General features: G+C 64.6%; 14 protein-coding genes and 1 pseudogene. 5 read left to right on the top strand and 10 right to left on the bottom strand.

Annotated features, from left to right (window positions below):
- Positions 1 to 425: 425 nt before the first annotated feature.
- Positions 426 to 1,610 carry a 4-hydroxybenzoate 3-monooxygenase gene (gene pobA / locus FLG15_RS01295; RefSeq protein WP_057678531.1) on the bottom strand — a complete coding sequence of 395 codons (1,185 nt, stop codon included), beginning with the start codon at positions 1,608 to 1,610 and terminating at the stop codon, positions 426 to 428.
- A 96-nt stretch (positions 1,611 to 1,706) separates the two neighbouring features.
- Here pobA and FLG15_RS01290 point away from each other — a divergent pair, with 96 nt between their 5' ends.
- On the top strand, positions 1,707 to 2,591 hold the full coding sequence (locus tag FLG15_RS01290; protein WP_150145398.1) for a helix-turn-helix domain-containing protein: 885 nt from the start codon (positions 1,707 to 1,709) through the stop codon (positions 2,589 to 2,591).
- Positions 2,592 to 3,133: 542 nt separating this feature from the next.
- Here FLG15_RS01290 and FLG15_RS01285 read toward each other — a convergent pair.
- From FLG15_RS01285 to FLG15_RS01260, 6 genes are all read right to left on the bottom strand, one after another.
- Complete coding sequence (locus FLG15_RS01285) at positions 3,134 to 4,615, bottom strand: benzaldehyde dehydrogenase (protein ID WP_057678532.1); 1,482 nt, start codon at positions 4,613 to 4,615, stop codon at positions 3,134 to 3,136.
- A 30-nt stretch (positions 4,616 to 4,645) separates the two neighbouring features.
- Positions 4,646 to 5,413 (bottom strand): coniferyl-alcohol dehydrogenase, encoded by a 768-nt coding sequence (locus FLG15_RS01280; RefSeq protein WP_057678533.1) that lies wholly within the window; start codon positions 5,411 to 5,413, stop codon positions 4,646 to 4,648.
- A 33-nt stretch (positions 5,414 to 5,446) separates the two neighbouring features.
- A complete protein-coding gene (locus FLG15_RS01275) occupies positions 5,447 to 6,475 on the bottom strand; it encodes a SphA family protein (RefSeq protein WP_150145395.1) in 1,029 nt (342 codons plus the stop codon).
- Positions 6,476 to 6,606: 131 nt separating this feature from the next.
- A complete protein-coding gene (locus FLG15_RS01270; protein ID WP_017156455.1) occupies positions 6,607 to 7,137 on the bottom strand; it encodes a MarR family winged helix-turn-helix transcriptional regulator in 531 nt (176 codons plus the stop codon).
- Positions 7,138 to 7,583: 446 nt separating this feature from the next.
- Positions 7,584 to 8,843, bottom strand: a complete 1,260-nt coding sequence (locus FLG15_RS01265) for an HD-GYP domain-containing protein (protein ID WP_039567691.1) — start codon at positions 8,841 to 8,843, stop codon at positions 7,584 to 7,586.
- A gap of 147 nt (positions 8,844 to 8,990) precedes the next feature.
- Positions 8,991 to 10,301, bottom strand: coding sequence for an MFS transporter (locus tag FLG15_RS01260; RefSeq protein WP_057678534.1), 1,311 nt, complete (start codon positions 10,299 to 10,301; stop codon positions 8,991 to 8,993).
- 248 nt (positions 10,302 to 10,549) lie between these two features.
- On the opposite strand from FLG15_RS01260, the gene FLG15_RS01255 reads away from it, so the two are divergent.
- Together FLG15_RS01255 and FLG15_RS01250 are read left to right on the top strand one after the other, a co-directional pair.
- Positions 10,550 to 10,774 (top strand): hypothetical protein, encoded by a 225-nt coding sequence (locus FLG15_RS01255; RefSeq protein ID WP_057678535.1) that lies wholly within the window; start codon positions 10,550 to 10,552, stop codon positions 10,772 to 10,774.
- Positions 10,771 to 11,316 (top strand): gamma carbonic anhydrase family protein, encoded by a 546-nt coding sequence (locus tag FLG15_RS01250; RefSeq protein WP_017156452.1) that lies wholly within the window; start codon positions 10,771 to 10,773, stop codon positions 11,314 to 11,316. The genes FLG15_RS01255 and FLG15_RS01250 overlap by 4 nt, the downstream gene beginning before the upstream one ends.
- Before the next feature lie 57 nt (positions 11,317 to 11,373).
- Here the strand turns inward: FLG15_RS01250 and FLG15_RS01245 are convergent, their stop codons facing one another.
- Together FLG15_RS01245 and FLG15_RS01240 are read right to left on the bottom strand one after the other, a co-directional pair.
- On the bottom strand, positions 11,374 to 11,562 hold the full coding sequence (locus FLG15_RS01245) for a hypothetical protein (protein ID WP_031420773.1): 189 nt from the start codon (positions 11,560 to 11,562) through the stop codon (positions 11,374 to 11,376).
- A 126-nt stretch (positions 11,563 to 11,688) separates the two neighbouring features.
- The gene (locus tag FLG15_RS01240) at positions 11,689 to 13,050 is read right to left on the bottom strand and encodes a glycoside hydrolase family 5 protein (RefSeq protein WP_150145393.1); all 1,362 of its coding nucleotides are present in this window, start codon (positions 13,048 to 13,050) and stop codon (positions 11,689 to 11,691) included.
- 382 nt (positions 13,051 to 13,432) lie between these two features.
- On the opposite strand from FLG15_RS01240, the gene ilvD reads away from it, so the two are divergent.
- Positions 13,433 to 15,271, top strand: coding sequence for a dihydroxy-acid dehydratase (ilvD, locus tag FLG15_RS01235; protein ID WP_057678537.1), 1,839 nt, complete (start codon positions 13,433 to 13,435; stop codon positions 15,269 to 15,271).
- A 115-nt stretch (positions 15,272 to 15,386) separates the two neighbouring features.
- Here the strand turns inward: ilvD and FLG15_RS01230 are convergent.
- Positions 15,387 to 16,388, bottom strand: a pseudogene (locus FLG15_RS01230) (integron integrase).
- 633 nt (positions 16,389 to 17,021) lie between these two features.
- Between FLG15_RS01230 and FLG15_RS01225 the strand changes: the two are divergent.
- Positions 17,022 to 17,225 (top strand): hypothetical protein, encoded by a 204-nt coding sequence (locus tag FLG15_RS01225; RefSeq protein WP_057678538.1) that lies wholly within the window; start codon positions 17,022 to 17,024, stop codon positions 17,223 to 17,225.
- Positions 17,226 to 18,382 lie beyond the last annotated feature (1,157 nt).

Here is an 18,382-nt window from a genome sequence, read left to right as displayed (position 1 = left end):
GTGGCATTGCGCTCATCGGAGATGCCAGCAACGTGTCCGTTGAGCGGGGGGAAGACGCGTGCGTGTGCACAGCTGCATGAACGCGTCATCGCCACCCTACCGGTGCCGTTGATTGGCCCGCTAGACGCCTGGAAATGCACCTGGGCACTTGCGCAGCAGTTGGTGAGAAAAACATCACCGGCATGGTGGCCACCCGCGTGCTGTGCCCCCGCGTGCTGGATGGACCGGATGTTGCGATTGAGCGGGCGTCGGCTGACACGGAGCATGTGCGCTGACGGGTGTCATGCAAGCCGGTTTGTGGAAGCCTGTTGTGCGCACGCATCGCATTTCTGGAGCCAAGGCGGCGTTGAATCCGTACTGCCACCGTGCGCGATGATGGAGATTCGTCAGGCGGTATCTGGCGTTAAGCAATCACCGACGCCCGATCAATCGGCCAGCGCGGTCAACGGGAGACCTGCATAATTTTCCGCCAGCGTTGCGCGTCCCGCCTCGCTACCGAGCAGATAGTCCAGCTCCGCTGCGTGCAGCCGCGCCGTGAATGGGTCTTCGTCATCGAAGCGATGCAGCAGCGTGGTCATCCACCACGAGAAACGTTCGGCCTTCCACACCCGCTGCAAGGCCAATGTCGAATACTGTTCCAGCACACTGGCATCGCCGCTTGTCTTCCACCGCTCGAACAGCTGCGCCAACACGCCCACATCGCCAAGCGCCAGGTTCAGCCCCTTGGCGCCGGTAGGCGGCACGATATGCGCAGCATCGCCGGCCAGGAACAGGCGACCGTACTGCATGGGTTCGGCAACGAAGCTGCGCAGCGGTGCGATGCTCTTCTCGATCGATGCGCCGGTGACCAATTGCGCCGCCAACGCGGACGGCAGCCGTGCACGCAATTCGTCCCAGAACGCCTGATCGCTCCAGGCCTCCACCTGCGCGCTGGCCGGTACCTGGATGTAATAGCGCGTACGGGTGGGCGAGCGCATCGAACATAGTGCAAACCCACGCCGATGGCGTGCGTAGATCAGTTCGTCGTGCACGGGTGGGGTATCGGCCAGCACCCCAAGCCAGCCGAACGGGTACACGCGCTCGAACAGACGCAGCCGCTCGGTGGGGATGCTGGCTCGGCTGACGCCGTGATAACCATCGCAGCCGACGATGTAGTCGCACTCGAGACGCTTGCGCTGGCCGTCCAGCGTGAGCTCCACGGCAGGCGTGGCGCCTTCCACACCGCACAGGGTCACGTCCTGCGCGTTGTAGTACGTCGGTGCCCCGCTGCGCTGGCGCGCATGCATCAGATCGGCGGTGACCTCGGTCTGCCCGTAGACCGTCACGCCACGTCCGCAGCCGCGCAGCAGATCGATGCGCTCGCGCTGACCGTCCAGGGACAATTCGAAGCCGTGATGCAGCAGGCCCTCGCGCTGCAAGCGCTCGCCGACGCCGGCGCGCTGCAGCAGTTCCACACTGCCTTGCTCCAATACCCCGGCGCGGATGCGCGCCAGCACATGCTGGGGCGTTTGCCGCTCGATGATGACGCAGTCGATGCCAGCCAGCCGCAACAGTTCGCCCAGCAACAGGCCGGATGGGCCGGCGCCGATGATCGCAACCTGCGTTCGCATGCATTGCTCCTGGCCTGGATGACGATGCGTGCAGTGTCGGTAGCCAAAGCGCTGCATTGAAGGGATGATTGCGTGCAGTGCTTGGACTTTTCGACGATGGCCACATCCGTGCCCGACCCCGCCGCCGTCCCCGCTTTCGGCTTGTACGGCGAGCAACACGCCGATGCCGCGGAATTGCTGCATTGGGAATCGATTGCCGCACGCAGCCGGCTGCACGACTGGCAGATCGTGCCGCACCGACACGAGGATTTGGCGCAACTGGTCCAGCTGCAACGCGGGCCGGCCACGCTGCAGCTGGACGGGCGCACCCAACGCCTGCGCGGTGCCAGCGTGGTGTGGCTTCCGCCGCTTTGCGTGCATGGTTTTGGCTTCGACTCGGCAGTGCGTGGGCACGTCATCACTATGTGCATGCCGCTGGTCAGGGCTGCGCTGAACGCTGCGCCATTCCTGCAACAGGTCATGGCCGCGCCAGCCGTTGTGCACGCGCAGCCTGCACGCCAATGGCTGGATGTATTGTTTGGCAGCATTGCGCAGGACCACGCACGCCGTTCGATCGGCTATGACATCGCAGCGCAGGCCGCCGCGGCGCAGCTGGTCATCTGGATGGCGCGTACGGCACTGGAACGCGCCCGGCATGCCGCAGCAATCAGCCCGCAGGCCGACCCGGCGCTGCGCCATCTGCGCGCCTATCAAGGCTTGATCGACCAGCACTACCGCGCCCACTGGCCGATTTCGCGATATGCCGATCAACTTGGGTTGACGCCCGGTCACCTCAACGCGCTGTGCCAGCGCCTGGCTGGCGCCTCTGCACTGCAGTTGCTCCAGCGCAGGATCATGCTGGAAGCACGCCGCAGCTTGCGTTACACCAGCCTGAGCGTGCAACAGATTGCCGCCAGCCTTGGATTTTTCGACGCTGCCTATTTCAGCCGCTACTTCGCACGGCACGCCGGTTGCTCGCCGACGCGCCTTCGCGCCGGTTAGCAGAAGCGACCAACCGAACGACGTCACTCAATCGCTGTGCGCGTTGTAGAGAGAAGCATTTGCAGACTTGCTGCAGGCCCTTGCCTGCCAATCGTCGCAGGACACGCTGCAAGTACGTCCATGCAAGCGCCGTGGCGGCGTCCATGCCAGCAATGGTTCTGCGACGGTGAGCGGCTACGGACCAGTCGAGTGGTCCGGTCTGTCAGTGCAATCGACAGGCGACGCCCGCTCGCAGTGCAGCGGCGCCTGCGTATCAGGAGCATCCCGCATCAAACTGCCGACAAACGTCCTGGTGCGGTGGCCTTGCCGATGGCGGGACCGTTGGCGGCATGGATGCCGCCATCGAGGCTCAATGGATGGATGCACGGCGTGCTCCGCGAGCGGTGAGGCACCGCACGCTCGACTCACCAAGCTTCCGGCTGCGTCTGAGAAAAGCCATGCCAGGCCTACACAAGTGACCAAGGCGAATAGGTTCAGCACAGACCGTCGTCCTGCAGCGATGGAGAGGCAGAACCAGCCACTCCATCACCAAGCCATTGCGATCAGAACGGATACTGCGGCACGTCGCTCTTGATGGTCAGCCACTGCCAGTGCGTGTATTGCTCCCAATCGGCCGGGCCGCCCACACTGGTGCCGTTGCCTGATGCACCGGTGCCGCCGAATGGATTGACGACCTCGTCAGCCACCGTCTGGTCGTTGATATGCAGCAGGCCGGTGTGCAACTTCTCACCCAGGGCCAGCGCGCGCGCGACCGATGCCGACAAGATGCCTGCCGCAAGCCCGTACTCGCCCTGGTTGGCCAGCTCGGCCGCTTCGTCGTCGATGTCGAACACGGTGATGTTGATCACTGGCCCGAACACTTCTTCGTCGAACGCGCGCATGCCCGGGCGCACGTTGGACAACACCGTGGGCGCGTAGAACAGGCCTTCGTGGGTGGCGCCCGCTTCCACGACCGCGCCGGCTGCCACGCTATCGCCGACGATGTCGACGACGCGCTGCAGCTGGCGTTGGTCGATGATCGGGCCCAACGCCACGGTGCCGCTGACCGGGTCGCCCACCGGCAAATGGCGCGCTTTGTCGGCCAACCGTTGGGTCAGTGCCTGCGCCACACTGCGGTGCACCAGCACACGCCCGGTCGCCATGCAGATCTGGCCCTGGTGCATATACGCACCGAATGCGACCGCCGAGGCAGCCTTGTCCAGATCCGCGTCGTCGAGCACGATCACTGCGTTGTTGCCCCCCAGTTCCAGCGAGACTTTCTTCAGGTGGCGTCCGGCAATTTCGCCGATGCGGCGGCCGGCGGCCGTGGAACCGGTGAACGCAATCATGGGAACATCCGGCGATTCCACCAGCGCCTGGCCAATCGGCGCATCGCCATGCAACACGTGCAGCAAGCCCTTCGGCAGGCCGGCGTCTTCGAGCACCTGCGCGATGATCACACCGCCGGTGTAGGGCGTGCGCGGGTCGGGTTTGAGAATCACCGCATTGCCCATCGCCAGCGCCGGCGCCACCGAGCGCAGCGACAGAATCAACGGGAAATTGAACGGCGAAATCACCCCGATCACGCCCAACGGCAGGCGGCGTGCAAGGCTGAGTTGGCCGGATGCCGTCGGCAACATCTGGCCGCTGGCCTGTAGCGGCATGGCAGCGGCCTGCTGGTAGAACACCACCGATTCGTCCACCTCGCGTTGGGCCTTGGGCAGGATGCCGCCGGTTTCGCGCGCAATCAGCAAGGTGGCTTCGGCGCTGCGTGCCTGCATTGCCTGCGCAGCACGATGAAACACGGCCGCGCGTTCGCGCGGCGGTGTTGCGGCCCAGGCACGCTGCGCTTGCTTGGCCTGTGCGATGGCAGCGGCGACATCGGCCAGGTCGGCCTTGCCGACTTCATGCAGCAAGGCGCCGGTTGCCGGCTCGTGGATGGGCAAGCTGCCACCGCGACCGGGCACCCAGTCGCCATTGAAGATGCAGCCATGCCACGCGGGCGTGTCGGTCGCAGCGGCGGTTGCGCTGGAAAGAGCATTCATGGTCTAGCCTCCTGCTAAAGCGTGTAGGGATTACAGCGTGGTGGAAGCCAGCCCGCCATCGATCGGCAGGGTGATGCCGTTGATCCAGCGGGCAGCGTCGGATGCGAGAAACACGATGCCCTCGGCCACTTCATCGGCATACGCCGGGCGGGTCATGCGCTTGGCGTCTGCCTTGACCCGTTCCTCGCCGAGCATGGCGGCAAAATCGCCCAGGATCGGGGTAAACACCGGACCTGGAGACACGTTGTTCACGCGCACGCCGTGGTCGGCGAACCAGGGCCGCGATTGCAGCAAAGTCCACACGATCAACGCCTCCTTGAAGTATTGGTAGCAGGTGTCGTGCGCTACCGGATGCGCCGCCAGCCACGCGCTGCCGCTGTCGAAGCTGTCAGTTGCCGCCAGCTGCTTGTGCAGCTCCAGACGCTGCGGCCATTCGGCGCCCAGGATCGAGGCGACATTGATGATGGAACCGCCAGAAACGATGCGTGGCAGCAGCCCCTGGGTCAGGTGGCGCAAGCCCAGATAGTTCACCCGCGCCACCACATCCAGCGGCGCGGTTCCCGGCACGCCGGCAATGTTTGCCAGGGCATCGATGTGATCCGGCAAGGCCTTCACCAAGGCATCGATGGATACCGGGTCGCCGAGATCGGCCTGATGAAAGCCGTGCAGTGTCATCTGCACGGGCATGCGATCGACGCCGATCACCTTGGCGCCGTGAAACCGCGCCAGCCGTGCAACCTCCGCGCCAATGCCCGACGCCACGCCGGTCACCACGATCGTCTTGTTCTGCAAATTCATTGCCATCCTCCGAAGGAGCCAGCCGTGCCGGCGCTAGAACACATGGACATACTCGAAATTGACGTTGTTGCCGGACGCGGCATTCCTGACTTCCACCGGTAGATAGACGTTGGCGAACACGATGTTTTTTGCATCAAAAGCCCACACGCCACCCGGCCCTGCATAGAACGCGCGTTGACGGCTATCCGGCACACGCTGGTCGTTGGTGCGGTTGTCGCGGAACTGGGTCAGGTAGTACGCATTGATGCCCAGCCGCAGCTTCGGTGCCACTTCCCAGGACGTGGCGAAATTGATCCATCCCGCGTCGCCTGCCTGACCATTGCGGAAGTCGAAGCCTGGCGGCAAGGTCGGACGGCGCTCGCTGCGAAAGTTGTAGATGTAGTTGATGCGTGCACTGACTTCCCAACGGGGCGTGGGAAGCACCGTGAATGCGTAGCTTGGAATAAGCGACCAGTAACCGGAGCTCTGGTTGAGATCGCGATGGCCGTCGTACTTGCCGATCGGTGCCACGGCGTCGAATTCGAACCGCTGCGAGAACACCGCTCGCCCGTTGCGTATCACCGGTGGCATTTGCAGGTACGGCCCGAACGTCACATCCCCCACGCCGGCTCCATTGTCGCGCAGCGTGGCAATGCTGTTGCGGCCGAAAGACGCATCCAGATTGACCAGCGGCACCAGCGCAGTGATGCCCAGCGACCCGCCGAATAATCGATACGGCGTGACGTAAGCGAACTGGGTCAGCAGCACGGTGGAATCGATCCGCGGGTTGTCGAACACCGGGATATCGTTGCCACGGGCGTCCTTGATGGCATCCAGTGCGTTGTGCCGCAGGTAGGTGACGACCGCCAGGCCTGGCGTGGTGCTGGTGAAGCCATCCAGGAAACTGGTGCCCCCGGTATTGATGCCATTGGTCAGCGCCGCGCTCTGTGGCGCACTTTGCGCAGGCGCCGCGCCCGTCGCCAGGCCTGCCGCCAGGCCGAGCAACGCGCGCAGCCGCCAACCTGCCGCCACACCCACACCAAGCGTCACCGATGATTCAATCACTGCAGAGATCTCCCGCATTGGAAAGGAACCGCGGTGCGTGCCACATCACCAACGTCAGGCAAGCGCGCGCGCCGCGCGACGCACAGCACGCGCAGTGGAAACGTTCGTTGAGAATCGCTGCCGGGCGACAGGCCGCCGACGGAGGCGGGTTACGGCGTGTCCAGACGATCCAGACGGTCCAGGGCGCGCAACAACGGTGCTTCGCTGGAACCGAGCACGGCGCTCAGTTGCTGTTCCATGCGCAGCACTTCGGCCTCGGCGGCGGTCAGCAGCGCGGCACCGGCCGCGGTCAGCGAAAGGTGCTGCATGCGCCGGTCCTGCCGCCCACGCACCTGCCGCAGCAGGCGACGCTTGACCAGCCTGGCCACCACGATCGCCAGATTCGGCGGCGACACGTGCAGCACATCGCCGATCTGGCGCTGGTTGATGCCCGGGTTGCCATCCACCAGCATCAGCAGCGAGAAGTCGACCGGCTTGAGATCGAACGCGGCCACGCACTCCTGAAACATCCGCCGCACCATCAACTCGGTGCGGGTGATGCGATACCCCAGCAACCGCAGCAGCCGCGCCTGATCCACCGTGGTGACGGCATCGGGCAAGGGCGCAGCAAGGGCGGTGACGGGCATGGCGGTTCTCGCGACTGAGGCAGCGGGCGGACCGGTACGCGCAATGCGCCGCATCCGCAACGCCGATCGACGGCGTGCACGGCATTGTAGACGCCACCGGGCCTGCCGATGTGGTCGGACGCGCTGCCGGTGCACGCGCCGCCGGCGTGTCAGCCACGCCACCCTGCCACGCACGCAGCGTGCAACGGCGGGCCAGCGCTGCGGCGGATGGGGGGCGGCGGTGATCCGGGCAAGGCTGAGACATGGTTCCGGTCGGCAAGTGATTGCGTTCCGGAATAGTTATTGATCATAACTACATTGCCAAGCTGCAGCGCAGCATGGTCGCGCTCGCTAGCGACATCGCTCGCGGGCCTGGCGGTCACGGGCACAGCCAGGACGCAAGCGCATCGCATGGACGCGTGGCGCTTCTGTCCAGGGGGGTGTCACGGTGATCGGCACGCACAATGCACCGTGCGCATGATCGCGACGGCTACCGCCGGCTCAATGCCTGTGCAGCCCGCTCAGGGCAGCCAGAGCTTTTCCAGATCGCGGAAGCCCCAGTCGGCAGGACTTTCCATCTGCGCGATGCGGTCATGGCAGTCCGGACGCGACAGGTCGATGTCCTGCACCAACACGTGGCTGCGCAGCTTGGCCGAATAGAACACGCGCACCTTGGGCTTGAGCAGCGCATCGGGCGTCTGTTCGATCACCACCGCAAGTTTTTGCGACTCCAGCCGCACCAGCGAGCCGACCGGATAAATGCCCAGCCGGCGCACGAAGGCCTGGAACACCACCGGGTCGAAATGGCCCTTCCAGGAAGCCATTTGCTTGAGCGATTCGGCCGGATCCCAACCGCGTTTGTAGGGGCGGTCCGAGCTGATGGCGTCGTAGACATCACAGACCGCCCCCATCCGCGACATCAACGAAATCTTCTCGCCCACCAATTGATTCGGGTAGCCGCTGCCATCCATCTTTTCGTGGTGATGCAGCGCGATTTCCAGCACCACCGCGTTCTGCACGCCGCCGGCCACCAGCAGCCGATGGCCGTCCAGCGGATGCTGGCGCATGATCTCCATCTCTTCGTTGGTGAGCCGGCCGGGCTTGTTGAGAATTTCCAACGGTGTCACCGCCTTGCCCATGTCGTGCAGCAGGCCGCCCATCGCCGCTTCCACCACCTGCGATTCGGGCAGGCCGAGCTGGCGCGCCAAACCGCTCATCAGCCCCGCCACGGCCATCGAATGCAGATAGGTGTAATCGTCGGCAGTCTTGAGCCGCGCCACGCTGATCAGGGCTTGCGGATGCCGCAGCACCGAGTCGTTGATGGCTTCCACCAGCGGCATGGCCGCTTCCGTGTCGACGGTGCGCCCCAGCCGCACATCGCGGAACATCGCCTCGACCATGTCGCGGCCGTCTTCGAAGATGCGGCGTGCGCGTACCACCTCCGCTTCGATGCCGACCTGGGCGGTCACGCTGTTGGTGCGCACGCCACGCGGCGCGGCGGCAGGCTCCGGCGGTTCGGGCGCCGCAGGTGCCGGGGCAGGCGCCGGGCTCGGCGGCACGGCCGGTGCGGCGGACGCGCCGGAGCTCGTGGGCGCCTCCACATCCAGCCCGCGCTCGGTGTCGATCACCAGCTGCTCGATGCGGCTGTCGTGGATCTTCTCCACATCGTCGGAATCGACCAGAAACGATGTCTTCCAGAACGGATGGTGCACCCACGCGCCCAGCAGCTTGCACACGTACATGCCGGGACGGAGTTGATCTGAGTCGATGGTTCTGAGCATGCCGGCGCTGGTTTGCACAATGTCCAGGGAAGCCCGCCACGACTTGGCGGTCTGCGGTGTTATCGGCACCTGGCACGATTTCTTTGGCCCGCGGCGGGTCTACGCAGGGTCAGGATGTGATGCCGGACACGGCTGTTCCCGGGTTGCTCAGCGGTTCGGCAACCGCATCGCCAGCACGGCGACGGCGGCGAACAGCAACGGCAGGCTACAGGCCAGATACAACATGGCCGGCGACCATCCGGCGTCCAACAGTACCCCGGCACAGAACGGCGACAGGATCGCCCCGAAGCGCCCCACCCCGATCGCCCAGCCCAGCGCAGTCGAGCGCACCGCAGCGTCGAAGACGATCGGCACGATGGCGTACATGCCGCCCACCGCCGCGAACATCGCGGCCCCGGTAAGCAGGGCGAAGGCGAGCGCCCAGCTCAACTGCGTACTGCACAGGCCGGAGGCCAGCATCGCCAGGCCCATCAGCAACAGGGACCCGATGGTCAGGCGCGACAGCCGCACGCACGATGCCAAGCCACTGAACAGCAAGCCGCCGCCGATGCCACCAAGATTCAACAGCACCCCGCCCGTGACGCCCTGCGTGGCCGACGCGCCAGCGGTCACCAGCAGTTTCGGCGTCCAGCTGATCACGAAGTAAAACGCGAACATCAGCGAGAAAAAACCAAGCGCGATCAGCAGCGTGTGCCGCCGCATGGCAGCATCAAACAGGGCCCGATAACCTTGTACCTGCGTGGCTGACTGCGGCGGTAGCGGCGGCAATGCGTCGTGCGGCGGCATTCCCATCCGCGCCAGCACGGCGTTGAAGCGCGCGACGGCATCGGGTGGCCGGCGCATGATCAGGAACTCCAGCGACTCGGGCAGGAATGCAAGCACCAACGGCACGCACAGCAACGATGCCACCGCCCCGAGCACGAACACCGCCGGCCACGACCACTGCTGCATCAACAGTTCGGCAATCGTGCCCCCCAGCGTGGCACCGACCGGGTAGCCGGTCACCTGCAGCACGATGGCGGTGTTGCGCCAACGGGGGCTGGAAAACTCCCCTGCCGTGACCGCAACGCAGGCCAACATGCCGCCGATGCCCAGACCGGTCAGAAGCCGCAGCGCTCCGAGCTGCCATGCAGTGCTGGCCAGCGCGGACAAGCCCATGCCGACGGTCAGGATGGCCAGACACGCCAGCGTCAGCGCGCGACGGCCGATGCGGTCGGCCAGCGGCGCCAACCCAAGCGCGCCAAGCGCCATGCCGATCAGGCCCGCGCTGAACAGCATGCCCAGCTGCTTGCCCGACAGCTGCCAGTCCGCCGACACATGCGGTGCGGTGAACGCCATCGCCATCACGTCGAAGCCGTCGAGCATCGTCAGCAACACGCATACCGCGACGGCCCTCCACTGAAACGGCGTCATGCGCTCCAGCGCGAAATGCCCGAACGATGCAGTGTGCTGAGGCATTGGCATGTCCTGTGATGAGAGAGGGTTGGTTCGAAGGCGCTGCAGGCGCCGTTGAACGACGCAGTGTGCGAGACCGGCGGCGCGGCGGCGCGGCGGCGCCACGATGCATGCAATCACCGATGCGCGATGTGTTGCGACCGCCTGCGCACGCTAGCCGATTGCACAGCCGGTTCAAGGCCGATGACCGCAGCGCTGTGCGCGTATCGGAAATGCGTAGATGCGCTTGGCCCGCGCTGCGATGTCTTCGCATGCATCGCGTGGCTTGCCGTTCGCGGCGTTGGAATCTCTGGCGACGCGACACGACCCATTGCACATCGACCGACCCGGCCACGTCTGCCAACGACCTTGCACGCAGTGCATTCGTGCGTTGGTTACTGCAGCGCGGCGCGCTGCCGCAGCAGCAACCGCAGCGCAGGTATCATCCGCGGCGTGTCCGCAGTGGGCGGCACGCTGACTTGACGGAGATGCCGTGACCCCGATTCGTTCCTTCCTGGACCACACCCCGCAGCTGGGTGCCCGCGTTTACGTCGATCCTGCCTGCACCATCATCGGCAAGGTGAGCCTGGGCGATGACGTCTCGGTCTGGCCGGGCACCGTGATTCGCGGCGACGTCAATCATGTGCAGATCGGCGCGCGCACCAACGTGCAGGACGGCACCATCATCCACGTCAGTCACCACAGCCCGTTCAACAAGGCCGGCTACCCCACCGTGATCGGCGAGGACGTCACCGTCGGTCACGGCACCATCCTGCACGCCTGCACCATCGAGGACCTGTGCCTGATCGGCATGGGCGCCTGCGTGCTCGATGGTGCAACGGTCAAACGTTATGGCTTTGTCGGGGCCGGTGCGGTGGTGGGCCCGGGCAAGGTGGTTGGCGAGGCCGAGCTGTGGCTGGGCAATCCTGCACGCCTGGCGCGCACGCTCAGCGACAAGGAAATCGAAAGCCTGCATTACTCCGCGCAGCATTACGTGCGGCTCAAGGATCAATACCTGGGCGCCTCACCCGCCGGCTGAGCCGCAGCACAGGCAGTGCGTCTGGCGCGTGCGTGACGGTACCGGGCGTGTGCGCGGCTACGGCTGCGTGGCGTGCTCCAGTGCCGTCAGCATGGCCAGCGCCTGGGCGCGCGATGCACCGCACATGTCCTGGGACGGACGCAGGCTGGTGCAGACCGCTGGCCGCGTCGGCAGGCCGAACAGGCGGCAGCGCCCCTGCCCGTCCAGTTGCACGCACGGCACCCCCGCCGGCTTGCCATGCGGCATGCCGGGAATGGCCGAACTGATGGAGGGGGCGATACAGCAGGCCGCGCAGCCGGCGCGGCAGGGAATGTCCATGTGCATGCCGCAGTGTAAACCGCCGCCACCTCCCGGCAGCGGCGGCGATACCCGCTAGCGGGGCGGAATGTAGCTGGACAGGCGCACGTCGAAGAACGCCTGCACGGCAGCCAGGTTGGACTTGGCCTGGATGTCCGCACCCACGTCGCGGCTCATGCCCAGCACGTCGTCATCCGGCCACCCGGGGCCGAAGCACCATTGCGTGCTGGGAATGTTGAAGGCCTGCAGATGCGCCAGCATGCGCGTGGTGGCGACCTCCGCGCTGCGGTTGCCGGCCGGATAGCCGTGCTCGCCCAGGTAACCGCGCTTGCCTGCCTGCTGCAGCGCTTCGATAAAAGGGTTGACCATGTCGATGCCGGTGTCCGGCTGGATCACCTCGTTGCGTCCACCGGACCCGATCCAGTTGCCGCCCCCGCTGCCGTTGCTGTCGAGATAGTTGTGCGCCTCGTACACGATGCGATCGTACGGGTCCGGGATGTCGAACAGGTCCATCGAATCGTCCTGCCAGCGCCGGGCGCTGGCATAGCCGTTGCCGCACACGAACACGAAATGGTTTCGATCGCGGTCGATGATGGCCTTGGAGCAGGCGGTGGCGGTCTTCTGCCAATGTGCGGCCATCGACAGCACGCTGCCATCGGCATTGCGCTCGGCGCCCTGGTACGGCTCGTTCATGACGCCCCAGCCGAACACCGCCGGGTGCTGCTTGAACCGGTTGACGATGCGCGCCCACAGATCCGGCAAGCCGGCGTCGTTGTAGAGCGTGCACCCCGGCGTGCCGATCACCCGGTATTCGTAGAGCTTGAGCAGCTGATCGCGACTGTCCAGATAGCCCACGTAATTGAAGTTGCGCAGCGGGTAGGTGTCGGCCCACAGCCCGGCCGCCGCCAGATCGCCGACGCGGTTGCCGCGCGCGTCGACCACTGCACCGCTGGCATCGCGTCGATACCCGCTCTTGGCCGCCACCCGCTGCGGCAGCCGCATGTAATCGTGCAACTCCACGATGGCGCGCTTGCCGCGCGCAGCGATGTTGTCCAGCGCGTCCTGCACCTGCGTGCAGTAGCTCTCGTTCAACGGCGCGCCCTGCCCACGCGTGAAGCGCGCGGCGGTGGTCGGCAGGCGGAAGAGCGGGCAGCGCCCTGCCGCAGCCACATGCTGGGCAGTGATGGCGCGGTAATGCGTGCCGATCTCGGCGTTCTCCACATAGCTATTGGAGGCCAGGCCGGACAGGTTGAGGCCAGCGAACGGCAGGCTGGCGCTTTGCGCGGCTGCACGGCCTGCCCAGCCGGTGGCGGCCACGACGGCGGCGCCGGCCGCGCCTTGCAGCACACGCCGGCGGCTGATGCCGCCAGCGACCGGTGGCGCAGTGGAATGGGATGATGCCGTGAGTGCGCGGCGTGGAGATGGATGGTCGGACATCGGGGCGCCTCCTGCGGTGCCGTTGAAAAGATCCTCGCCGGCACAGCTCCCCTCGGCCGCAGCGGTCCCTGTCGATGGTGGCTGCGCCCCGGCGCCCGGATCTGCGCGCCGGTTCGCACTCCCGCCACTGCATGCCCGGACGCATACGTTTACATCGCATTACATGACAGGCCAACGGCGCCGCGCATGTGCGGGCTGCAAGGCGATGACCGATGAGCGGCAACTGCACGGCATGCCGGCAGCGCCCGCCGCTGCACTTCGAGTGCACACCGGCGTGCGTGCTACCGTGCGGACCTGCGCGTGCGGTGACGGTTGCAGCAGCAACAGTCACGACGCGCTCTAATTGCCAGCCACCGCTCGCCAATCAGCCGTCGAATTCGCCATGCCCGAGTACCGTTCCAAAACCTCTACCCACGGCCGTAACATGGCCGGCGCCCGCGCCCTGTGGCGTGCCACCGGCATGAAGGATGGCGACTTCCACAAGCCCATCATCGCTATCGCCAACTCGTTCACGCAGTTCGTGCCCGGGCATGTGCACCTGAAGGATCTCGGGCAGCTGGTCGCGCGCGAGATCGAACGCGTCGGCGGCGTGGCCAAGGAGTTCGACACCATCGCCGTGGACGATGGCATCGCGATGGGCCATGACGGCATGCTGTATTCGTTGCCCAGCCGCGAGATCATTGCCGACTCGGTCGAATACATGGTCAATGCGCATTGCGCCGACGCGCTGGTGTGCATTTCCAATTGCGACAAGATTACCCCCGGCATGTTGATGGCCGCGCTGCGGCTCAATATCCCCACCGTGTTCGTCTCCGGCGGCCCGATGGAAGCCGGCAAGACCAAGCTGGCCGAGCACAAGCTCGACTTGATCGATGCGATGGTGATCGCCGCCGACGACAGCGCCTCCGACGAAAAGGTGGCCGAATTCGAGCGCAGCGCCTGCCCCACCTGCGGCTCGTGCTCGGGCATGTTCACCGCCAACTCGATGAACTGCCTGACCGAAGCGCTGGGCCTGTCGCTGCCCGGCAACGGCACGGTTGTCGCCACGCACGCCGACCGCGAGCAGCTGTTCCTGCGTGCCGGACGCGTGGCGGTGGAACTGTGCCACCGTTGGTATGGCGGCGAAGACCCCACCGCCCTGCCACGCGGCATCGCCACCTTTGAAGCCTTCGAAAATGCGATGACGCTGGACATCGCCATGGGTGGCTCGACCAATACCATCCTGCACCTGCTCGCTGCCGCGCAGGAAGCCGAGGTTGCCTTCGGCATGCAGGATATCGACCGCCTGTCCAAACGCGTGCCGCAGCTGTGCAAGGTCGCGCCGAACACGCCCAAGTACCACATCGAAGACGTGCATCGTGCCGGCGGCATCATGGCCATTCTCGGTGAGCTCGCGCGCGGCGGCCTGCTGCATACACATGCGGCCACCGTGCACGCACGCACGCTGGCCGAAGCCATCGCGCAATGGGATATCACCCAGACCGACGATGAAGTAGTACACACGTTCTACAAGGCTGGCCCGGCCGGCATTCCCACCCAGATCGCCTTCAGCCAGGCCACGCGCTGGGACAGCCTGGATACCGACCGTAGCGACGGCTGCATCCGCGATGTCGCGCACGCGTTCTCGCAGGAAGGCGGCCTGGCCGTGCTGTACGGCAATATCGCGCGCGACGGCTGCGTGGTGAAAACTGCCGGCGTGGACGAATCCATCCACGTCTTCGAAGGCAATGCCCGCGTGTACGAGAGCCAGGACGCAGCAGTCAAGGGCATTCTTGCCGACGAGGTGGTTGCCGGGGATGTGGTGGTGATCCGCTACGAGGGCCCTAAAGGCGGCCCCGGCATGCAGGAAATGCTCTACCCCACCAGCTATCTCAAATCCAAGGGCCTGGGCAAGCAATGCGCCCTGCTCACCGACGGCCGCTTCTCCGGCGGCACCTCGGGCCTGTCGATCGGCCACGCCTCACCGGAAGCTGCCGCAGGCGGCGCGATTGGCTTGGTGCGCGACGGCGACAGGATCCTGATCGACATTCCCCAGCGTTCAATCAACCTCATGATCTCCGACGAGGAACTTGCGCTGCGGCGCGCAGCGCAAGATGCCAAAGGCTGGAAGCCGGTGGAAGTGCGCCCACGCAAGGTCACTACTGCACTGAAGGCGTATGCGTTGCTGGCCACCAGTGCGGATAAGGGTGCGGTACGGGATAAGGCGTTGCTGGATGGTTGAGACATTCGGCCGACTGCACTAGCGTCGGCTGATAGTTCCGTCTGCATGCAGCACATCGGCAGCGGAGCAGCACCTGCGACCCAAGAGCGGACGCACCACCGCCGGCAAAGCCGCCTCACCCATCGCTGCCCATGAGGCCGAGCCCATCCAAGGGGCTGCAAACCGCCGACGCACCGCGTCCCAGCACATGCGTGTAGATCTGCGTGGTGCTCACGTCCTTGTGCCCCAGCAGTTCCTGTACGGTGCGGATATCGTGGCCGGCCTCCAGCAGATGGGTGGCGAACGAATGCCGCAAGGTGTGGCAGGTCGCCGGCTTGACGATGCCAGCCTGCTGCCGTGCCGACTGCACCGCACGCTGCAGAATTTCTTCAGAGACATGGTGCCGGCCAGGCCGGCCGCTGCGCGGATCCTGCGACCGGCGCACAGACGGGAACAGATATTGCCACCCCGGCTCAATGTCGGCATTGGGATACTTGCGCGCCAACGCGTGCGGCAAGAAGACCCGACCGGCACCGGCCGCCAGATCCGCCGCATGCACCAACAGTGCGCGTTCGCGTTGCCGCTGTAGCGCCTCTCGCAGGCTGTGCGGCAACGGCACCCGGCGGTCTTTGCCGCCCTTGCCATCGCGCACCACGATCTCGCCACGCGCGGCATCCACGTCCTTGATGCGCAGGCGCAGGCATTCCATCAACAGCAGGCTGGCCATCAGCCAGCACGGCCCTTCCAGCACCGCCAGTAAACGTGCAACCTCCTCGCGCGAAAGCACTACCGGAATCCGCCTGGGCAGCTTGGCGCGCACCAGGTTTTCCATCCACGGCAACTCGATGCGCAGCACTTCGCGGTAAAGAAACAACAGCGCAGCCAACGCCTAGTTCTGGGTGCCCGCAGACACCCGGCCATCAGTGGCCAGCCGCGTCAGGAACACCTCGACTTCCGCCTGCCCCATCTGCGCCGGATGGCGCTTGCCGCCGGCCAGGATGAAGCGCCGTATCCAACTGACATACGCCTGCTCGGTGCGTAGGCTGTAGTGCCGAATCCGCAGGCGGTCTCGCACCTGATCGAGTAGCCGAAGTGGTGGAGGTGCTGTTACGCCGTTGTTTTTGGGGGTGTATCTCATACGCCTGCGTCCTTGCTGGATAACACTGAAAGTATCCGTATGGTCGCGGCCGTTTGCCATCGTGCAATCCCGTAACCCCGGCTAGGATTTCCCCGTTCACAAAGCGCCAGCAATCGAAGATACTCCCCGCAACACCGCATTTCGGTGGTCCGATAGTTGTTAGGCACCAATGGATAGTCAGCCGGCTCCCCCAACAAAGCTGTTTATTGGTGTGGCCGCCGCAAGTATCTTGGCTGTGGTTGGCCTAGCCGCCCTTGGCCTGGCCCAGGACTTCGGAGATTTGTTGTTTGTGGCTCTCTGCGTGGTGGTAGTCGCAGTGCAACTAGGCACTGGCTACCCGATCTCCAGAACCGCGTTGCCTGGCCCACACCGCCGAGTAGATCCGCTGGGGTTCTTGTTTGCAGTCGGGTTACCCTCTTTGGCAGCGGTAATCACCGTGGTGCTAGCTCTGGCTCGCCGGGGCGTTCTACTAGTTGGCGCCTAACAATTCGTCCAAGCCGACGCTGCTTCGTTGCGGCAAAAGTCTGGCAGAGAAAGCCTGCCAGTCTTTTGCCTCCACTACGCAGCGCGGCTTAACTCAGGTCTTAGGCCGCGGAGGGAAGGCAGGTGTTTACCTACTCAGACGGAACAGCCATGAAGATCGGAGACTCCGTGTTGTTGGAGAGCGGCCAGACACCCGGTACCATCGAGCTGATCGTTGTTACGCAGTCGGAGATGCAGTCAATCGGCGTTGAGGAGTCTGGTGTCATGCTGCTGGCCGAGCCGTTCGGCCGCGTCTATATGCCAGAATGGTCTTTGCAGAGAGAGCCTTTGCAGTTTGTTTCTCACGGGCCGTAGGCCTAACAGTTCATTCAAGCCGACGCCGCTTCGCGTCGCGGCTCAACTCAGGTGTTAGGCCCGCAAAAAACTCCCCAGAGATCTGCCAAACAGCAATGGACTACTCACTGCAAATCATCGCACCGGGCCCTCGGCCACCTTACTTTCAAGTTGCGGAGCACCTGTGGGGCGTAGGTTGCGATATCGACTCAGACGGTGACAGCGCTACCCCAGAGGATCGTCATTGGACGGAGCTAACCTTGTGCTTGCGCAGCAGTCCGGAGCAAAGGGTAGACATTGATCCACTTTCCAGTGACCCTTTGGTTCTCGTGGTCCGCTCTTCGGATCAATCACTTTGTCGGCAGACGGCAGATTTCATTACCTCTGTTTCTGGCGGTGAGATCCAGCGGGCCTAACAATTCATACAAGCCGAACCCGCTTCGCGGGTCGGCTTAATTCAGGTGTTAGGCCTTATGAAAACAATCCGGGCGACAATTTGCGCTCTGCTTGACCGTGAGGGTTACCTAGAGGCCGCCGAGGCGTGGCTTGCTGCGCGTACTCCATCACTCGCCTTTGTGCCAGAGCCAGATGGCTGCGGTTGCTGTGTCATCTCCTGGGATGTAGAGGGTCCAGATGCGGTCATCGCTACAATTCCACAGCATTTGCTGGCAGGCAGCAGCTGGGCATCTCCTGCTGAGGCCTAACAATTCATTCAAGCCGAACCCGCTTCGCGGTCGGCTTAATTCAGGCGTTAGGCAACAATGGACAGAGATTCGAAGGAATGCGATGAATGCCAGATTCGATATGTCGCCACTGCTTCGAGCATGTCATCACTTTGCCCAGAGTGCGCCCATGTTCTTTATGGCACTCCCAAGTGCTCACATGAGTTCATCTTGGGGCAATGCGTCATCTGCGGCTGGGATGGTTCTAGTTCGCTGTACATTCAATCGCTACTCCGGCCACCTACGACATCGGCCTAACCATTCATTCAAGCCGACGCCGCTTCGCGGCGCGGCTTAACTCAGGCGTTAGGCCGCTGACCATGAATACGACAATCCTGCGAGTGACAGCATGGGACCGGTCGCAAGCTTGGACGGATGATCTCGCGCACACCCGCAACATTCTGGTTGCAATGCTTCGTCGGTCGTCTTCTCTAGGTCACGTGCAAGCAAAGCGAC

The organism is Xanthomonas phaseoli pv. dieffenbachiae, from assembly GCF_008639345.1.
Lineage (GTDB): Bacteria > Pseudomonadota > Gammaproteobacteria > Xanthomonadales > Xanthomonadaceae > Xanthomonas > Xanthomonas phaseoli.
This window is presented reverse-complemented; position numbering and strand designations above follow the sequence as displayed.

Bases quoted from the DNA above. Each gene is read 5' to 3' on its own strand.
- pobA (WP_057678531.1), bottom strand. From the start codon at position 1,610: ATGCGAACGCAGGTTGCGATCATCGGCGCCGGCCCATCCGGCCTGTTG.
- FLG15_RS01290 (WP_150145398.1), top strand. From the start codon at position 1,707: ATGGCCACATCCGTGCCCGACCCCGCCGCCGTCCCCGCTTTCGGCTTG.
- FLG15_RS01285 (WP_057678532.1), bottom strand. From the start codon at position 4,615: ATGAATGCTCTTTCCAGCGCAACCGCCGCTGCGACCGACACGCCCGCG.
- FLG15_RS01280 (WP_057678533.1), bottom strand. From the start codon at position 5,413: ATGAATTTGCAGAACAAGACGATCGTGGTGACCGGCGTGGCGTCGGGC.
- FLG15_RS01275 (WP_150145395.1), bottom strand. From the start codon at position 6,475: ATGCGGGAGATCTCTGCAGTGATTGAATCATCGGTGACGCTTGGTGTG.
- FLG15_RS01270 (WP_017156455.1), bottom strand. From the start codon at position 7,137: ATGCGGCGCATTGCGCGTACCGGTCCGCCCGCTGCCTCAGTCGCGAGA.
- FLG15_RS01265 (WP_039567691.1), bottom strand. From the start codon at position 8,843: ATGCTCAGAACCATCGACTCAGATCAACTCCGTCCCGGCATGTACGTG.
- FLG15_RS01260 (WP_057678534.1), bottom strand. From the start codon at position 10,301: ATGCCTCAGCACACTGCATCGTTCGGGCATTTCGCGCTGGAGCGCATG.
- FLG15_RS01255 (WP_057678535.1), top strand. From the start codon at position 10,550: ATGCATCGCGTGGCTTGCCGTTCGCGGCGTTGGAATCTCTGGCGACGC.
- FLG15_RS01245 (WP_031420773.1), bottom strand. From the start codon at position 11,562: ATGCCGCATGGCAAGCCGGCGGGGGTGCCGTGCGTGCAACTGGACGGG.
- FLG15_RS01240 (WP_150145393.1), bottom strand. From the start codon at position 13,050: ATGTCCGACCATCCATCTCCACGCCGCGCACTCACGGCATCATCCCAT.
- ilvD (WP_057678537.1), top strand. From the start codon at position 13,433: ATGCCCGAGTACCGTTCCAAAACCTCTACCCACGGCCGTAACATGGCC.
- FLG15_RS01225 (WP_057678538.1), top strand. From the start codon at position 17,022: ATGAAGATCGGAGACTCCGTGTTGTTGGAGAGCGGCCAGACACCCGGT.